General features: G+C 58.1%; 13 protein-coding genes and 2 pseudogenes. 5 read left to right on the forward strand and 10 right to left on the reverse strand.

Going from position 1 to position 14,955, the window contains the following annotated elements:
* Positions 1 to 214: hypothetical protein (locus K359_RS64045; protein ID WP_035977931.1), on the forward strand; the 214-nt coding region annotated here is incomplete at its 5' end.
* Positions 215 to 308: 94 nt separating this feature from the next.
* Here K359_RS64045 and K359_RS62125 read toward each other — a convergent pair.
* The 10 genes from K359_RS62125 to K359_RS54620 form a co-directional block, all read right to left on the reverse strand.
* Complete coding sequence (locus tag K359_RS62125; protein ID WP_156928929.1) at positions 309 to 500, reverse strand: hypothetical protein; 192 nt, start codon at positions 498 to 500, stop codon at positions 309 to 311.
* 753 nt (positions 501 to 1,253) lie between these two features.
* Positions 1,254 to 3,200, reverse strand: coding sequence for a glycosyltransferase (locus K359_RS0139910; RefSeq protein WP_029084222.1), 1,947 nt, complete (start codon positions 3,198 to 3,200; stop codon positions 1,254 to 1,256).
* Positions 3,200 to 4,570 carry an HlyD family efflux transporter periplasmic adaptor subunit gene (locus tag K359_RS0139915; protein ID WP_029084223.1) on the reverse strand — a complete coding sequence of 457 codons (1,371 nt, stop codon included), beginning with the start codon at positions 4,568 to 4,570 and terminating at the stop codon, positions 3,200 to 3,202. Before K359_RS0139915 ends, K359_RS0139910 begins: the two co-directional genes overlap by 1 nt.
* 143 nt (positions 4,571 to 4,713) lie before the next feature.
* Positions 4,714 to 4,977 carry a histidine phosphatase family protein gene (locus K359_RS66380; protein WP_029084224.1) on the reverse strand — a complete coding sequence of 88 codons (264 nt, stop codon included), beginning with the start codon at positions 4,975 to 4,977 and terminating at the stop codon, positions 4,714 to 4,716.
* On the reverse strand, positions 4,959 to 7,334 hold the full coding sequence (locus K359_RS0139925) for a phosphoketolase (RefSeq protein WP_029084225.1): 2,376 nt from the start codon (positions 7,332 to 7,334) through the stop codon (positions 4,959 to 4,961). The genes K359_RS66380 and K359_RS0139925 overlap by 19 nt, the downstream gene beginning before the upstream one ends.
* Positions 7,331 to 7,579 (reverse strand): hypothetical protein, encoded by a 249-nt coding sequence (locus K359_RS64960; RefSeq protein ID WP_245284864.1) that lies wholly within the window; start codon positions 7,577 to 7,579, stop codon positions 7,331 to 7,333. The genes K359_RS0139925 and K359_RS64960 overlap by 4 nt, the downstream gene beginning before the upstream one ends.
* Before the next feature lie 272 nt (positions 7,580 to 7,851).
* Positions 7,852 to 8,097: a hypothetical protein gene (locus K359_RS64965; RefSeq protein WP_245284865.1), complete on the reverse strand. Its 246-nt coding sequence runs from the start codon at positions 8,095 to 8,097 to the stop codon at positions 7,852 to 7,854.
* Positions 8,094 to 8,420, reverse strand: a complete 327-nt coding sequence (locus tag K359_RS64970; RefSeq protein ID WP_029084227.1) for a hypothetical protein — start codon at positions 8,418 to 8,420, stop codon at positions 8,094 to 8,096. Before K359_RS64970 ends, K359_RS64965 begins: the two co-directional genes overlap by 4 nt.
* The gene (locus K359_RS0139940; RefSeq protein WP_029084228.1) at positions 8,413 to 8,700 is read right to left on the reverse strand and encodes a hypothetical protein; all 288 of its coding nucleotides are present in this window, start codon (positions 8,698 to 8,700) and stop codon (positions 8,413 to 8,415) included. Before K359_RS0139940 ends, K359_RS64970 begins: the two co-directional genes overlap by 8 nt.
* 25 nt (positions 8,701 to 8,725) lie before the next feature.
* Positions 8,726 to 9,988 carry an acetate/propionate family kinase gene (locus K359_RS54620; RefSeq protein WP_245284866.1) on the reverse strand — a complete coding sequence of 421 codons (1,263 nt, stop codon included), beginning with the start codon at positions 9,986 to 9,988 and terminating at the stop codon, positions 8,726 to 8,728.
* Between the two features lie 573 nt (positions 9,989 to 10,561).
* On the opposite strand from K359_RS54620, the pseudogene K359_RS59605 reads away from it, so the two are divergent.
* From K359_RS59605 to mgtA, 4 genes and pseudogenes are all read left to right on the forward strand, one after another.
* Positions 10,562 to 10,916 (forward strand): annotated as a pseudogene (locus K359_RS59605) (VIT1/CCC1 transporter family protein); the annotation flags it as partial.
* Positions 10,917 to 11,238: 322 nt separating this feature from the next.
* Positions 11,239 to 11,748, forward strand: a pseudogene (locus tag K359_RS0139960) (N-acetyltransferase family protein); the annotation flags it as partial.
* 158 nt (positions 11,749 to 11,906) lie between these two features.
* Positions 11,907 to 12,305 (forward strand): hypothetical protein, encoded by a 399-nt coding sequence (locus K359_RS0139965; RefSeq protein ID WP_156928930.1) that lies wholly within the window; start codon positions 11,907 to 11,909, stop codon positions 12,303 to 12,305.
* Entirely contained in the window at positions 12,302 to 14,917 is a 2,616-nt protein-coding gene (gene mgtA, locus K359_RS54630; RefSeq protein ID WP_245284867.1) for a magnesium-translocating P-type ATPase, read from the forward strand. Before K359_RS0139965 ends, mgtA begins: the two co-directional genes overlap by 4 nt.
* Positions 14,918 to 14,955 lie beyond the last annotated feature (38 nt).

Genomic DNA, 14,955 nt, shown 5'->3' on the forward strand with positions numbered 1-14,955 from the left:
CGGGGCAGCTCTGCCCGATGTCGCGATCCCTTCGCAGGTCGGCTTCAAGCTCTTCGACAATGACCCGAAGCAAACACGCCGCAAGTGGATCAGTGACCTCCCGCGACAAAAGCTGATAATGCGCGATCTGAACCTCCTGCTCTCGGAACTGGCGATCTGTCATGGGGCTGCCCTCCGACAAACCGACGCAGAGACGGCCCAGTTGTTTCACTAAAGTTTTCGGATCATTTTCTATGGTTTCTATCTAGTAAATCCGCACACATGCCTGCCGCTGGATCGGCCTTACCGTAGGCCAATTCGGGCCACGCTCATTCCGCGATTTCTCTCGGCTCGCTAATGCCTGTTGCGCCGACCTCGATAACCTTGCGAGCGACCATATCGCAAAGCGGGTCGTTACGATCAACCACGCCCAACAAGTTCAGCGCGTGGCTGAAAGCCTTGTTCAAAAGCTCGATTTGTTCCGGCGTGCACTTGTCTTGCAACAACCGATTGATTGGCAATGTCCCGCCCTCACCCCGAATGCAAGTTTATGACTGCTTGACGAAATGCTCAAATCGCCACTGAAACGGCCCTTGTCAGGGACGGTTCGATCATCGCAAAGCTACCAACTCGACTATCACAAGCATTCCCCGCCGTAGTGTTCGCCCTTGGCGTCGATGACGGCCTACGGGTTTTGTCGCTAACGGGACCCCTCCCTCGCTTCGATCTAGTGATGTGGCCGCGAGTTGCCTAGTCAAACCGTCACTCGGTGTTCGCCAATTGGCCGGGCGGTTGAGATACCGGTAGTTTGAGTCCAGGCTATCTGGTCGAGATGATCTCTTGTTTGCCGCGTTTTCGCGGAACCGTTTCAAGTGCTGCTACTTGGTAAAGCATGCAATCGTTCGAGACGAGTGACCCAAAGGTCGCGAGACGCTGCCGCTATGCCCAACATCGCCGGCGAAAGACAATGTTGACGATAGAAGGGACGCTCGTCACGGGGTTTGTCCATTCGGTCAGGGAAGTAAAATCCAGCAACCCGACGCGTTGGATCATGACGCTCTTTGGAGAGCAACCCAACCGAGACGAGCACACTCAGGGTCGACCGATTGCGCCGGCCTCAACTATCACGTCGTGAGCGTGTTCGCACTTGGGACACTCGCACTTGGGCTGTGCAAAAGCCACGCTTTGAGGGCACGATGCGAGCGAGTATCATATGAGCGTGGCATGTTGATAATGGCGGACTTCACTCTTTAGCTAACCAGGGAATGATCGATTCAGTTGAACAAACGCAGTAGGATCGCCTTGCCGACCGGCGCCGCTCGGACGCTGCGAAAAGCGCGGGCATACTCTCCAGCGTAAAACGCGCGTACGACGCGAACTCGGGTTTCGACGGTTTCTTCGAATCGAACGCCAAAGCCGTCATCCGTCAGCCGTACGACAATTGCGGATACGCTCTGGCCATAGACCTTGCAATTGAGGATGGTTTGCACCGGCGGTGGAGCGTGATCGACAAAGCGGGCGCCGGTTATCGAGATGTCCGCCATGCGAACCAGCCGCGGAACTCCGCCCTCGTGAATAAGGACAGGCTCATCGCGTTGGAAACGCTCGGCCTTGCGTCGGCGGGGTTGCTCTATGCAGATGAAGCACACGATCGCTAGGATCACGGCATTGTACAGGCTCCAGGCAAGGGCAAGCCCGCCATAAGCAATCTTCTCTCCCTGCAGATTGAGTATAAAGGCGTAGGCGATCGCCAGCAATGTTATCAGCAATGCGGACCCGTAAATCCGCAGAAGCGGCCACTCGACAAACCTCTGACTACGATCACCGCCTTTGGCGGTCACCTTGAATTTGTGGCTCTGTGGCCTGATCAGGCCGGTGATCACTGCCTTCAGGACCGCTGGCGCCGCGATGTATTGCGACAAATCCGTCATGATCGCCAGCGATCGGCCGCGGGAAATCCAGGCCATCGTAACCGCATGCCAGACATAGAAAGGCAGAAAGTATTTCAAAAGTTCGAAAAGATCGGCGTGAACCGCCTTAATCCCGAACAGGAGGTAGAGCCAGGGCACGACGAGGCCAAACACTTTCGCTCCATAAACTGCTGCCCAACTCATGAAAGCGTCGACAAGCGAAAGGCGATCGATGAACGAAAGCTTCGAGTGGAGCGATAGTGGCCCACTGCGGCCTCTCACGATCTGCATGAAGCCGAGGCACCATCGGCCGCGCTGCGTGATGTATTCCTTGAGTCCCTCGGGCGCCAGTCCGAGCGTAAGTCTCTCGTTCAGATATACAGTACGAAAGCCAAGTTCCTTCAGACGTAGCGTAACGAGATAGTCCTCGGTGACCGAATCTGTCGGGAATCCGCCAATCTTCATGAGGCTTGAAAAGCGGATCACCGAGGACGTACCGCAGCAGAATGCTACGCCCCAGGCGTCCTTTGCAGGCATCAGAATATCAAAGAAAAAGCGCTGCTCGTCGGGCCACACCTCAGCGGCAGCGAGATTCGATTGAATCGGATCGGGATTGATGAAGTGCTGCGGAGTCTGCACTACACCAACAGTCTTGTCTTCTAACAAGATGGTCGTGCGCGTCAAGAAGTCGGGCATGGGGACAAAGTCGGCATCCAGGATGGATACGAACTCCGGCCCCTCACGCAGCCCCGCTACGTGCCGTAACGCGTGATTGATGTTGCCGGCTTTCGCGTTGCGATTATCCGGGCGCGTCAGGTAGCGACACCCAAGGTCTTCCGTCAGGCGTTTGAGCCACAAGCGCCGCCCGTCATCCAGAATCCAGACGCGATAGTTGCCATACTCCAGGCCTGTGGCGCCGATAATCGTGCGCTCCAGAATCGCCTTTTCCTCATTATAAGTGCAGATGAACACGTCGATGAGTGGAACCGGCGTAGCGTCGGCACCCCTCCTTATTCCAGCCGTTACGTCGGCGGAGCGATCGATCGTACGGCTGAGAAATACCAGTGACAGGCAAACGGCGACCAGCGAGGCCGCCTCCGCCAGTGCGAAGGGATACCCCACGAGACAGTCGGCGGTGAAGCCAGGTGGCGGCAACGTTTGCGTCACACGCCAGACGAAGTATCGCACCAACAAGACAAACGATATGCCGACCATCAATGATCGGGCCATCGTGCTGCTGCGTTGGAGCAGCGGCAGGATCACGAGACAGGAACCGAAAGCGATCAGGCCAGGTGCAAGCGCGGCAATCATCACTTCGGTGCGTCCTGGTCGAACACCACCCTTCCAGTGCGCCCGACTTCACAATCCTTGCCGGTCGCACCGATGCCGGGCATCGAAACCGTCACGCGGTATGGTTCCTTGTTCAGCGCGTCGGGATTGATGGCCAGGTTCGCGGGCGCACCAGACGCTCCAGTAAGGTTGACGATAACTCCCTTGATTGCCAGGCTACTGTCGTTCGGCTCAAACTTCGCCTGCTCACCCAGTTGCAATCGGTTGTAGACACTCTCGGTGACGTTTGCGGTTACTACAGCGCCGTTGCAGTCCAACAGCTTTAGCAACGCTTGCCCGGCCCGGACATCCTCGCCCGTTGAAGTCATCATTTCCCAGATCCGGCCAGACACAGGCGCCGTGATGTCTGCTTCCGACCGAGCGATGTAGTGCAACTGTTCGGACGCGATCTCGTGGGAGAGCCAGTCGATCTCTGTATCCGCATGCGCCAGATCGGCGTTGATATCTCCAACGCGTTGACGCATCTCTTCTTCCCGCTGGACTGAGCTCGGCCGGTCATTATAGCTGTCGCCGATATACGTGCCATTCTTCGCGGCGGTGAGCTCGACATTGGCAGCGTCAAGTCTTCGACGGGCACCGATCTCGATCTGGTGAGCTACCGATTGATCCCGGGTCAACCTGGCGAGTTCCACAGTCGAGACGCTACCCGACTTGATGAGCGACGATGCCCGCTCCACGGCGGCCGCTGCCTCTTCGCGGCGCGATGCTGCTGCTTCGATCGCCGATTGAATTTCGGCGATGCGCGCTTCCAACTGTAGAATCCGCCCTTCCCTGAATTGGGACGCCTGCCGGGCGAGATCCTGCTGCAACGTTTGAGAGGAGGCGAGCTTGGCCGTAAGGGTCGGCCGTTCGTTGTCCAGCCGCGACATTTGCCGTCTAAGATCGTCCAACCGGTTTCGATCACCTCGTGCGTTCACAACCCTAAGGATGATGTCACCTTCCTTCACCACGCTCGACGCAGTTGAATGACCGGACTTCGAACTCACGGTGCCGTCGATCGGCGTCCTCAGCGTCACTATCCTGGCGTTGACCACCGCCTCGACGCTGGACGTTTGCCATATCGCTTTGAGTGGCATCCATCCGAATACCGCAACAATGGCGACGCCGGCGGCAATTTTCAATATCCGGTGAACCGTGCGCGACGATGGACGCGCGGGGATCTCCCGATCAGACGAATCGCGGCTCACTGGCCCGTCGGAATCCGGCTTCAGTCGATCTTTCAAATCGCGCTGCAATCCCTTGGCGCCGTGATTGGAATTAATAACAATGTCGCCGTCGTCAGTGGTTGCGGGAGGTTGCTCCCGACCGAACTGCTCTTTTGCGTGATCCATGGCAACTGGGCCTAGATTTCGCGACCGAGCGAACTAGCGAACTAACTCGACGCCCTTTGGGGTGATGCCAACGCCAGTAGGACACGCTTGTCCTTTAGAACCTACTAAGGAACCTGAGGCATCTTTCGATAAAACGACAACAATTACTGGGACATCTTCAGGCTGGTTTCAAATTGCTTAACTTGCTCGATAGAAACAAAATGATCGTCCTCGGTGAACACGCGGCTGAATTTCACCGCGCTGAGCCGTTCTGCCAGCTTGCGGGCGACCTGTTCGCCTTGCTCGGTCAGCGGAATGTCGGTTCGGCCGGTGTGCTGGCCCGACAGCGACCAAGCGGTTTGGCCGTGTCGCATCAAGCAAAGCTGCGAGAGCAACCTCGGCGCGCCCGTCACGTCCTTGCGCCCCACCGCCAGTTTCGAATCTCCGGCATGTCTTCGCCATGCTTGCGGATGTAATGCTTATGTTCGGTGAGCTTGTCCTGAAGCTGCTGCTTCAGATATGCACCCTTGGCACTTAACTGCGGCAGGCGGTCGATTACGTCCATCACCAGATGGAAGCGATCCAGATCATTGAGCACGGTCATGTCGAAGGCGGTGGTGATCGTGCCTTCCTCTTTGTAGCCGCGGACGTGCAAGTTCTGGTGGTTGGTGCGGCGGTAAGTCAGTCGGTGGACCAACCATGGGTATCCATGGAACGCGAAGATGACCGGCTTATCCCTGGTGAAGAGCGAATCGAAATCTACATCGCTTAACCCATGCGGGTGCTCGGTCGTCGGCTGCAGCTTCAGGAGATCGACGACGTTGACCACCCGGATCTTCAAGTCGGGCAGATGCTGGCGCAGAATCGAGACAGCGGCGAGCGTCTCCAGTGTGGGCACGTCGCCAGCGCAGGCCATGACAACGTCCGGCTCAGAGCCTTGATCATTGCCGGCCCATTGCCAGATGCCAATGCCTTCCGTGCAATGCGCGGCGGCGGCGTCCATGGTCAGCCATTGTGGGGCAGTGTGTTTGCCTGCGATCACGACGTTGACGTAGTGGCGGCTGCGCAGGCAGTGGTCCATTACCGACAGCAGGCAGTTGGCGTCGGGCGGAAGGTAAACCCGCACGATCTCGGCCTTTTTGTTCATGACGTGGCCGATAAAGCCGGGGTCCTGGTGTGTGTAGCCGTTGTGGTCCTGCCGCCAGACATGCGAGGCCAGCAGGTAGTTCAGCGAGGCGATCTTACCGCGCCACGGCAGGTGTGACGTGACCTCCAGCCACTTGGCGTGTTGGTTGAACATTGAATCGACGATGTGGATGAACGCCTCGTAGCAATTAAATAGTCCGTGCCGCCCGGTGAGCAAATAGCCCTCGAGCCAACCTTCGCACTGGTGCTCGCTGAGCATTTCCAGCACGCGCCCGGTGGGCGCGAGAAATTCGTCGTTCGGCGCGGTCGCGGCGTCCCATTGACGTGTCGTTATCTCAAAGAGCGCTTCCAGGCCGTTGGAGATCGTCTCGTCAGGCCCAAAAATCCGGAAATTCCGCTGCTCGCTGTTCAGTTTCGTCACATCACGCAGGAACGGTCCGAGCACACGCGTGTCGCCGATGCCGCGAACTCCGGGCGAGCGAACCTCGACCGCGTAGTCGCGGAAATCCGGCATCCTCAGGTCGCGGAGCAAAATGCCGCCGTTGGCATGAGGGTTTGCTCCCATGCGTCGATCGCCCTTGGGCGCAAGTTCAGCCAATTCCGGTTTCAGGTGGCCCTGCTCATTGAAGAGTTCCTCAGGCCGATAGCTTCTCAGCCAGTCTTCCAACAGTTTGAGGTGTTCAGGATGGGTGGCCGGGTCGGAAAGCGGCACCTGGTGCGCGTGGAAAGTACCTTCAACCTGCAGGCCATCAACGACCTTGGGCCCGGTCCAGCCCTTGGGTGAATTGAGGACGATCATCGGCCAGCGCGGGCGCGTGACATTGCCGTGGATGCGGGCGTCCTGTTGGATTTGTTTGATCTGTTCCACCGCGGTGTCGAGCGTTGCGGCCATGGCCGCGTGCATTGGCGCGGGTTCGTGGCCCTCGACGAAGTAGGGCGTCCACCCATAACCCCGAAGCAACTGCTCCAGCTCCTCGCGGGTGATCCGGGCGAGGATCGTCGGATTGGCAATCTTGTAACCGTTGAGATGAAGGATTGGCAGCACCGCGCCGTCGGTCGCGGGATCCAGGAACTTGTTGGAATGCCATGCGGTCGCTAGCGGGCCAGTTTCAGCCTCGCCGTCCCCGATGACACAGGCGACGACGAGATCGGGATTGTCGAACACCGCTCCGAACGAATGGCTAAGCGAATAGCCGAGTTCGCCGCCCTCGTGAATCGAACCCGGACACTCCGGCGATGCGTGGCTGGGAATTCCTCCGGGAAACGAAAACTGAATAAAGAGTTTTCGAAGCCCGGCCTCATCCTGGCTGATGTCGGGATAGATCTCGCTATAGGTGCCCTCGAGGTAGGTGTTGCTCACGACGGCCGGCCCGCCATGCCCGGGCCCGGAGACGTAAATCATGTCGAGGTCATATTTCTTGATGGCGCGATTCAAGTGCGCATAGATAAAATTCTGGCCGGGCGTCGTGCCCCAGTGTCCCAGCAGCATGTGCTTGAGATCGCCGAGCGTCAGCGGCCGCTTCAGCAGAGGATTGTCGTAAAGATAAATCTGTCCGACCGAGAGGTAGTTGGCCGCCCGCCAATAGGCATCCAGTTTTTGCAGCAATTCCGGACTAAGTGTCTTTTCTTTCGGTTTCATCGTTCGACTTCCTTGTCTGACGGCAGGTGCTTCGGCACGTCGAGTCTCGACACGTCGATCCGGTTGTCTGCCATCCCATAATAAACGTCGAAGCGATCGGGTGACCTGAGCTCGTCCCGCCGATCGATGCCGGTCGGGAATACGACGTTGGTGACGATCCTTTGGCGCTCCTGCGGCAACTCCGGTATCAGCACCGGCTCCCGCGAGCGAAAGCGAATAATTTGAGGAAGCTCCTCCGAAAGCACCAGCACTCCAGCCCGAGTAGCACAGCTTGTGTGGGGATCCGGGGAAAGCCGAAAGCTCGCTGACGCCGTGGTAAATTGTCAACCAGCCGTGCCGGGTCAGGATGATCGGTGGAGGACCGCCGCCGATTTTGAGCTGTTCCCAGGCGGCTTCCGGGGTGCCCAGGCGGTGGTGCGAGCCGAAATGACTGAGATGAAAGGGTTCACAGTCTGCCATGGCTGTCGAGCAATAGGAAATCCAGATGCTTTCGCGATGAAGGCCCATCAAGCCGGACTCAGCATGGCGCGACGTTTCCTCGGGACGAGTTCGGGGAAACCGTGGCCGCTGCAGGATGGCCATTGAGAGCTGTCCCGATGGATCCGGTATGGCGACAGGGAAGACGCTGGTTGTCGACGCCTTCGAACTCAATGCCCTCATACGGTTGGAACGTGGCCAACCCCAGGCGTTGCCAGCGGAACAAGTCTTCGGATATTGCCAATGCGATCCGTGGGCCGTTCGGCGAATGCGCGGTGTAAGTCATGACGTAACGTCGGAGCGGTTCGACAAACGTGATACGCGGATCTCGCAGCCGCCGGTGCCGTCCGGCCGCAGCTCGTAATCCATTTCGGGCTCAAGTGCGATACCAAGCCGCTCGACCCCGGCCGGATCGCCGATCCCATTGAACAAGACTCGCGCTATACCGATGCGGGAGTGGTTACCCCGCGCGACGAGGCCCGGGAAAAGGCAAAGCCGACCATCCGGACCACGCACGGCGGCTGGGTTCAGGACGCCTTCGGCTTCCAGAGGATTACCTGGCTCCGGCTCCATCAACAGTCCAAGACGCCGCAATTGGAAATCACTCATCTCGGCGGCTCACTGGGGCGCGTTTGCTGTCCAAACAAGCAAGGATAGCTTCGATAACCCGTTTCGTCTGTCGGGAGGAGAGATAGGTTCTCGATATTTTTGCATCGCGAGGGAGATTCGAGACCAATTGCTTTTCAAATTGCGGCCAGTTTCCGCCGGAAATCACTGCTGCTCTGACGATGCTGAGAAGGTCGCGCAGAAGCGCCGACATTTCATCGTCAAGCGACGATTTGCTTTCAGCAATGGTACCATCCAGGTCGAAGACGATCAGCTTTTTCACAAATCCTCCGGAACGATCAGTAATTTCAGCCGGCCACATGAACTCCAGGTTCGGGAACCTCAGTTCCGTGGGTCAAGCCAAGGACGCGGAGGACGGACCTCGCGATCATGATTTCTTCATCTGTCCGAATGACACGCACCGCGACCAGACCACCGTCAGCCGAAATCAAGGGCGCGTTCTTCGCGTTTCGCTTTGGGTCTAGTTTGATGCCTAGAAAGCCCAATCCGCCACAGATACGTTCCCGGATGAGCGCCGCGTTTTCGCCTATGCCTCCTGCGAATACGAGCGTGTCCAATCCACCGAGCGCCGCGGCAAATGAGCCGATCCATTTCTTGGCCTGATAGCAAAAAAGCGCCACGGCTTCCGCCGCGCGAACGTCACCAGATTCCCGTGCGAGCAAATCGCGCAAGTCGGAACTGGTCTCGGAAAGGCCAAGTAGCCCAGACCTGTGGTTCACCATTTCCTGAAATTGCGCCGCGCTCATTTGTTCTGTGCGCGCCAGGTAGGAGACCAGTCCGGGATCCAAGTCCCCCGAGCGACTGCTCATCACCAATCCGGACGCTGGCGTAAAGCCCATGCTGGTGTCGATACTCTTGCCGTCGCTGACGGCGGCCAGGCTCGCGCCGTTGCCGAGATGGGCAAGGATCGCGCGACCCTTTGTTGCCGCCGCGGGATCGCTGAGACGTGTGAGTTCCTCCATGAGAAATTCATAAGACAAGCCGTGGAAGCCATAACGTCGGACGCCCGCCGCCTCGTACCGTCGAGGAATTGGCAGCAAGCTGGCGACCCGCGGCATGGTGCGGTGAAACGCGGTGTCAAAGCACGCCACCTGAGGCAAACCAGGATGGCGTTGGCGAAATGCCTCTATCAACTCGATCTCAAGCGGCAGATGGTCAGGGTCATACGGCATCATGCGGTGTAATTCATCAAGCAACTCCGGCGTGACGCGCTCCGGTTCACTGTGCTTCATCCCATGTACCACCCGGTGTCCCACGGCTTTGACTGAAGCGAACGCCTGCTGCATTTCGAGCCAATCCAATAGAAAGCCGACGGACGAATGGCGATCGCTGGCATCGATGGTGTGACTACGACTACTCTGCGATTGTCCGGTGGCGTCCTTGCAGGTCAAATTCGTACCGCTCAAACCGATACGATCCACCTTCCCATCCAGCAACCGCCGCAGCGGTACGCCGACATCAAACAGCGCAAATCGGATACTGGACGAGCCGCCGTTTATCGTTAGAAGAGAGTACGGGTCGCGACGCGCCTCCAAGTTTTTCGCATGCACGACCAACTCCGCTGGGCTTGCCGAACCACTCAACTAACTATCTGTGAGCATGTAGGGAATCGCTTACTGTTTGCGCATTAGTGTTGGTTTGTCATAGCTTATCGGCTTCATGTGACGGATATTCAACGCTTGAATGGCATTGATAGTTGCATCGTCTCGCGTCGCATGACATCGACCAAGGTAATCGGTCTTTTCAACTTTCGATCAGACGATCGCGGCCGTGGTGCCTTGCAACGGTTCTCTCATCTCCGGAAACAGGCAAATGCAGGTTCCTTAGCAGAGACGGTTAGCCGTTGTTCACATTCGTCCGCCAAAAGCGGCAGAGGGCTCCCGATGAAGCTACGCCCGTGCCGATGTAAAGACTGTGCTGAATTGCTCACATCCAGACAGTTGCAAGTCGTATCTTTGTGTCCGTATCGAGGGCGTCCCATTTAGGTCCGATTCGCGGCTGATTGAACGGAATGCAAGACAAATGGATCTCGATGCCGCGGTGTCATCAATGAAACCGGGTTTTCGAAAAGTTGCCGTGAAGCGAGCATGGCTGGGATATCTCACTCCAAACCCAATGGTCTGATGGCATTCCCACTAGGAAAGCTTCGAGCGTGCCTTTGCGTCAAAAGGAACTGGCTGCGCGCAGCGGTGCTAGGCGCGAACGACGGTATCGTTTCGACGGCGAGTCTGGTGCTCGGTGTTGCTGTGCGCATGGGACCCGCAGCAACGTATTGGTCGCGGGAGTCGCCGGTCTGGTCGCAGGTGCTATGGCGATGGCTGCCGAGCGCGCGGAACTTAAAGCGGACGACAAGGGAGAACATGAGGAACTGACTGCGATCTACGTTGCTCTCGGTCTAGATCCTTCGCTGGCGGAGCAGGTCGCTCATCAACTCATGGCCCTGATGCAATAGGCACGCATGCCGACGAACTTGGCATCCGGTGAGTACGTATCTGTCCACTCACAGGCAGACTCCGAACAGGCCGAACTCAAGCGTGATGAAAACTCAAACGAATGGTACTCGCTGAATCCGGCGGGCTGAGAAGGACGGCCTGTCCGCGCGCGGGCCAAGAGTGAGCAAAATTGCTCACATCAGGGCTTTCTTCGGTCCCCAGGGTACTGAGGACCTTAATAGAGGCCTAGACGTTGGCAATAAGCAAGTTCGTGTTGTCATGCTGAAACGCGCCTTGACGGACCGTATGCACCCGTAAATGTTGGCTTTGGTGTCGGGATGTCAATTGTTCGATTGACCTATCTAAAATGGCAACGGCATCTTGTTCTCGGGGATGGCTGGCGGATATTTGTCCGGCCGATCCGACCGGATGACGAATTTCTGATTCGCGACCTTCTGATCCACGTGACCAAAGAAGATTTGCGGCTTCGCTTCTTCGATTCCATCAAGGAATTCTCGCATCAATTCATCGCCAAGCTGACGGAGCTCGATTATGCGCGTGCGATGGCCTTTGTCGCCATCGATGAAGCCAGTAGCGAGATGCTGGGCGTCGTCTGGCTCTACTCCGACTCTGCCCACGAGTCCGGCGAGTATGCGATTCTGCTGAGATCGGACCTTCACGGCAGAGGACTGGGCTGGGCCTTGATGCAACTGATCATCGAGTACGCAAAATCCGAAGGCCTGAAACAGATATCAGGCGAGATTCTTCAGGAAAATGCTGTCATGCTGAAAATGTGTCGGGAATTAGGATTCAAAATCAAGACTGATGCCGAGGATGGCGGCGTGTGCGACGTCACTCTCGTGCTCGAAGGCGGGTGATCAGTGAGCAAGAGAGATACAAAGGCACGACTACAGCTGCGAGTCGGTCGATCGTAGCATTAGCGGCTCGGTCCACTGCTCAATGCGATTGGGTCAAAATTGCATCACAAATGAAAATAGATGTGAAGAAACGACCGAAAGAACGTGGACACACGCCTATGGTTTTCGTTTCCAAGTTGATCACGTTCACGATGTTATCTGCCAGCATATCGCTGGCATCGGCTGCGCCATCCTTTGAAGTCGAGGCGATTTGCCGAACGGCGATCGCATCAATTATGGGTCGCGATCCGAAACTTATGCAGGTAACTCTAACCGCCGACGACGTCCTGTTCCTAACGTACGTTCGGCCAATGGATAATTTCGTTTGGACCTACAGGTGCCGGATCGAAGGCAATCGCGTCGTTTGGGCTAGCGAGCCTGGGCGATGGCGGGACGATCCAGAGGATGACGAAGTCTTCTTCGAGGTTGTCGGCGCCGGGAAGCAACTTCTCATTATCGACAAGCACCGGGACGGTTCGAGTACAAAGCAGTCATTTGATCGCGACACGATTCTATGAAAGCGATCGACCAATCCCTCCCAAAAAGTCAGACTGACAGTCTCGGCCCGTTCTGGACCCTGCCGCCCGAGCCAATTTGCGCTGCGCTTCATTGCGGACTGGAAGGCTTAAGTTCGGATGATGCGAAAAGACGGCTGGCGCAGTACGGACCCAACAGCGACGCCGAGACCAAGGCCGACAGTCTATTGCGCGCGATCTTGCGCCGATTGCTCGAGCCACTCTCGCTAATCCTGCTGGCTGCAGGGATCGTTTCCGTCGTCACCGGCGACGCGATCGGCGGTTCGATCATCGTAGCGATCCTCGCGCTCTCGATCGGGCTCGACACGGTACAGGAAGGACACGCCGTCCGAACTGCCGATATCCTGCGGCGATCCGTGGCGCTCAAGGCTGAAGTCAAGCGCGACGGAGCGTTTCATCAGATCGAGGTGGACAAGGTCGTTCCTGGCGACATTCTGCGCGTGCGGGCGGGCGATATTATCCCGGCCGACGCGCTGATCCTCCAGAGCTCCGCCTGCACCGCCGGCGAAGCGGCCCTGACGGGAGAACCTTATCCCGTCGAGAAGCGCGCTGGCCCAGTCACCGGAACGAACGCCGGCGAAGCATCGAATACGTTGTTCCGCGGTGCTGTGGCGCAGACCGGAGAAGCGATCGCGCTCGCAGTCAATACGGGGCGAGCAACAGTGTTCGGGGCTGCTGCGTCCGCTCTGGCGCAGGCACAGCTGCCTTCTCCCTTTCAGCGCGACTTGCGCGAATTCGGCCTCGTGATCGCGCGGTTGACCCTCGCTCTCGTGGTCATTGTTCTCACGACGCGGGTCTTGTTAGGCAGGCCCGTTCTGGATTCACTGATGTTTGCCGTGGCGCTGGCGGTCGGCCTGACACCCGAACTGTTGCCGATGATCACGACGGTCACTCTGTCGCGCGGCGCCATGCGGATGGCCGGCCGCAAGGTCATCGTCAAACGTCTCGCCTCGATCCACGATCTAGGCGCGATGACTGTGCTATGCACCGACAAGACCGGTACCTTGACCTCCGCCGTGATTACTCTCGCACGCAGCCTCGATCCTTTTGCAGCCGACGATCCGCGCGCTGCCCGACTCGGGGCCATTGCCGCCGACCTCGGCGGTGATCGCGGTTCGCTTGACGCTGCGCTGCTCCGCGCTTCGTCGGGGGCCGCGGAGGGCTGGACACTCGTCGGCCGACACGCGTTCGATTTCGCTCGTCGACTTGGATCGGTCCTGGCAACAGGCCCGGACGGTCAGTTGTTGATCGTCAAGGGCGCCCCCGAGGCCGTGCTGGCGCTCTGCACAGAACACCGGCGCGGCAAAGATGTGGTAGCGATGGATGGAAAAGCGCGGGCCGAGGCGATGGATCGGGTGCATGTGCTCGCCCAGGATGGACTTCGTGCTGTTGCCGTTGCCTCGCGTCCCTGGCCGGAAAAGACCCAACAGATTGAAGCCGCCGACGAAAACGTGCTGATATTTGAGGGGGTCTGCGCCTTCGCCGATCCGCCCAAACCAACCGCCGCGGCGGCAATCGCACGGCTCGCGGGCGCTGGCGTCAGGCTCAAGATCTTGTCGGGCGACGATCCAATCGTCGTGAAGCGACTGGCCGGCCTTGTCGGGCTGAATGCCGAAAAGGTTCTGTCCGGTACCGATATCGCTGCGTTGAGCGACGATGCGTTAGCGGTTCAGGTTCAATTCGTCGACGCGTATGGGCGTCTGGCGCCCGACCAGAAGTCTCGGATCGTCAAGGCGCTTCAGGCCAAGGGCGCGGTTGTCGGGTTCCTTGGCGATGGCATCAATGATGCGCCAGCTTTGAAGGTTGCGGATATTGGGCTGTCGGTCGAAGGCGCGACCGGCGTCGCGCAGGCTGCGGCAGACATGATATTGCTAGCCTCCGATCTGGAGGTAGTCGCCGACGGCGTCGAAGAAGGAAGGCGAACCTTCGCCAACATTCTCAAATATGTGCGGATGGGCGCGAGCTCCAACTTCGGGAACATGCTGTCGATGGCAGTGGCGTCCATCGCCTTGCCGTTCCTGCCGATGCTGCCGACGCAGATACTTCTCAACAACCTGCTGTACGATCTGTCCGAGCTCGGAATTCCATTCGATGGCGTGCGTCCAGATGCGACGGCCCGGCCTCAGGTTTGGGACATGGGCGGCCTCATCAGGTTCGCGGCGATCATGGGGCCGCTCTCTTCGCTATTCGATTTCCTGACCTTCGGGGTGCTGGTGTTCGTGTTCAATGCCTCGCCTGCGGAATTCCGAACGACGTGGTTTCTCGAATCGATGGCGACACAGATCCTCGTCATCTTTATCATCCGCACCAACGGCCGACCATGGCGGGATCTTCCACGGCCCGCACTCGCGGTGTCATCGCTCGTAGCGTTGCTCATCGCAATGGTATTGCCCTTCACAACTGTTGGCGGCTGGTTCGGCTTCGAGGCGCCGCCCGTGACGATGCTCGCCGGCACCGGTATCATCGTCATCGTCTATTTGGTGTCGGCCGAACTTCTGAAGCCATTGGCCGTGCGATCCCGGCATCCATCAGCGGCCCCGTCTCAATGCTCGACTGAACATCGAAAGGCCGCTGCCACTCATCGCAAAACTTGAGTAAATCTGACTCCTGCGCCAGTACCGAACGGTGCTGT

Origin of the sequence: Bradyrhizobium sp. th-b2, from assembly GCF_000426785.1 — a bacterium.
Classification (GTDB): Bacteria; Pseudomonadota; Alphaproteobacteria; order Rhizobiales; family Xanthobacteraceae; genus Bradyrhizobium; species Bradyrhizobium septentrionale.

Excerpts from the sequence above, each read along its gene's own strand:
- mgtA (WP_245284867.1), top strand. The coding sequence starts at position 12,302 with ATGAAAGCGATCGACCAATCCCTCCCAAAAAGTCAGACTGACAGTCTC.
- K359_RS64970 (WP_029084227.1), bottom strand. The coding sequence starts at position 8,420 with ATGAGTGATTTCCAATTGCGGCGTCTTGGACTGTTGATGGAGCCGGAG.
- K359_RS0139915 (WP_029084223.1), bottom strand. The coding sequence starts at position 4,570 with ATGGATCACGCAAAAGAGCAGTTCGGTCGGGAGCAACCTCCCGCAACC.
- K359_RS64965 (WP_245284865.1), bottom strand. The coding sequence starts at position 8,097 with ATGACTTACACCGCGCATTCGCCGAACGGCCCACGGATCGCATTGGCA.
- K359_RS0139910 (WP_029084222.1), bottom strand. The coding sequence starts at position 3,200 with ATGATTGCCGCGCTTGCACCTGGCCTGATCGCTTTCGGTTCCTGTCTC.
- K359_RS0139925 (WP_029084225.1), bottom strand. The coding sequence starts at position 7,334 with ATGAAACCGAAAGAAAAGACACTTAGTCCGGAATTGCTGCAAAAACTG.
- K359_RS0139965 (WP_156928930.1), top strand. The coding sequence starts at position 11,907 with ATGGTTTTCGTTTCCAAGTTGATCACGTTCACGATGTTATCTGCCAGC.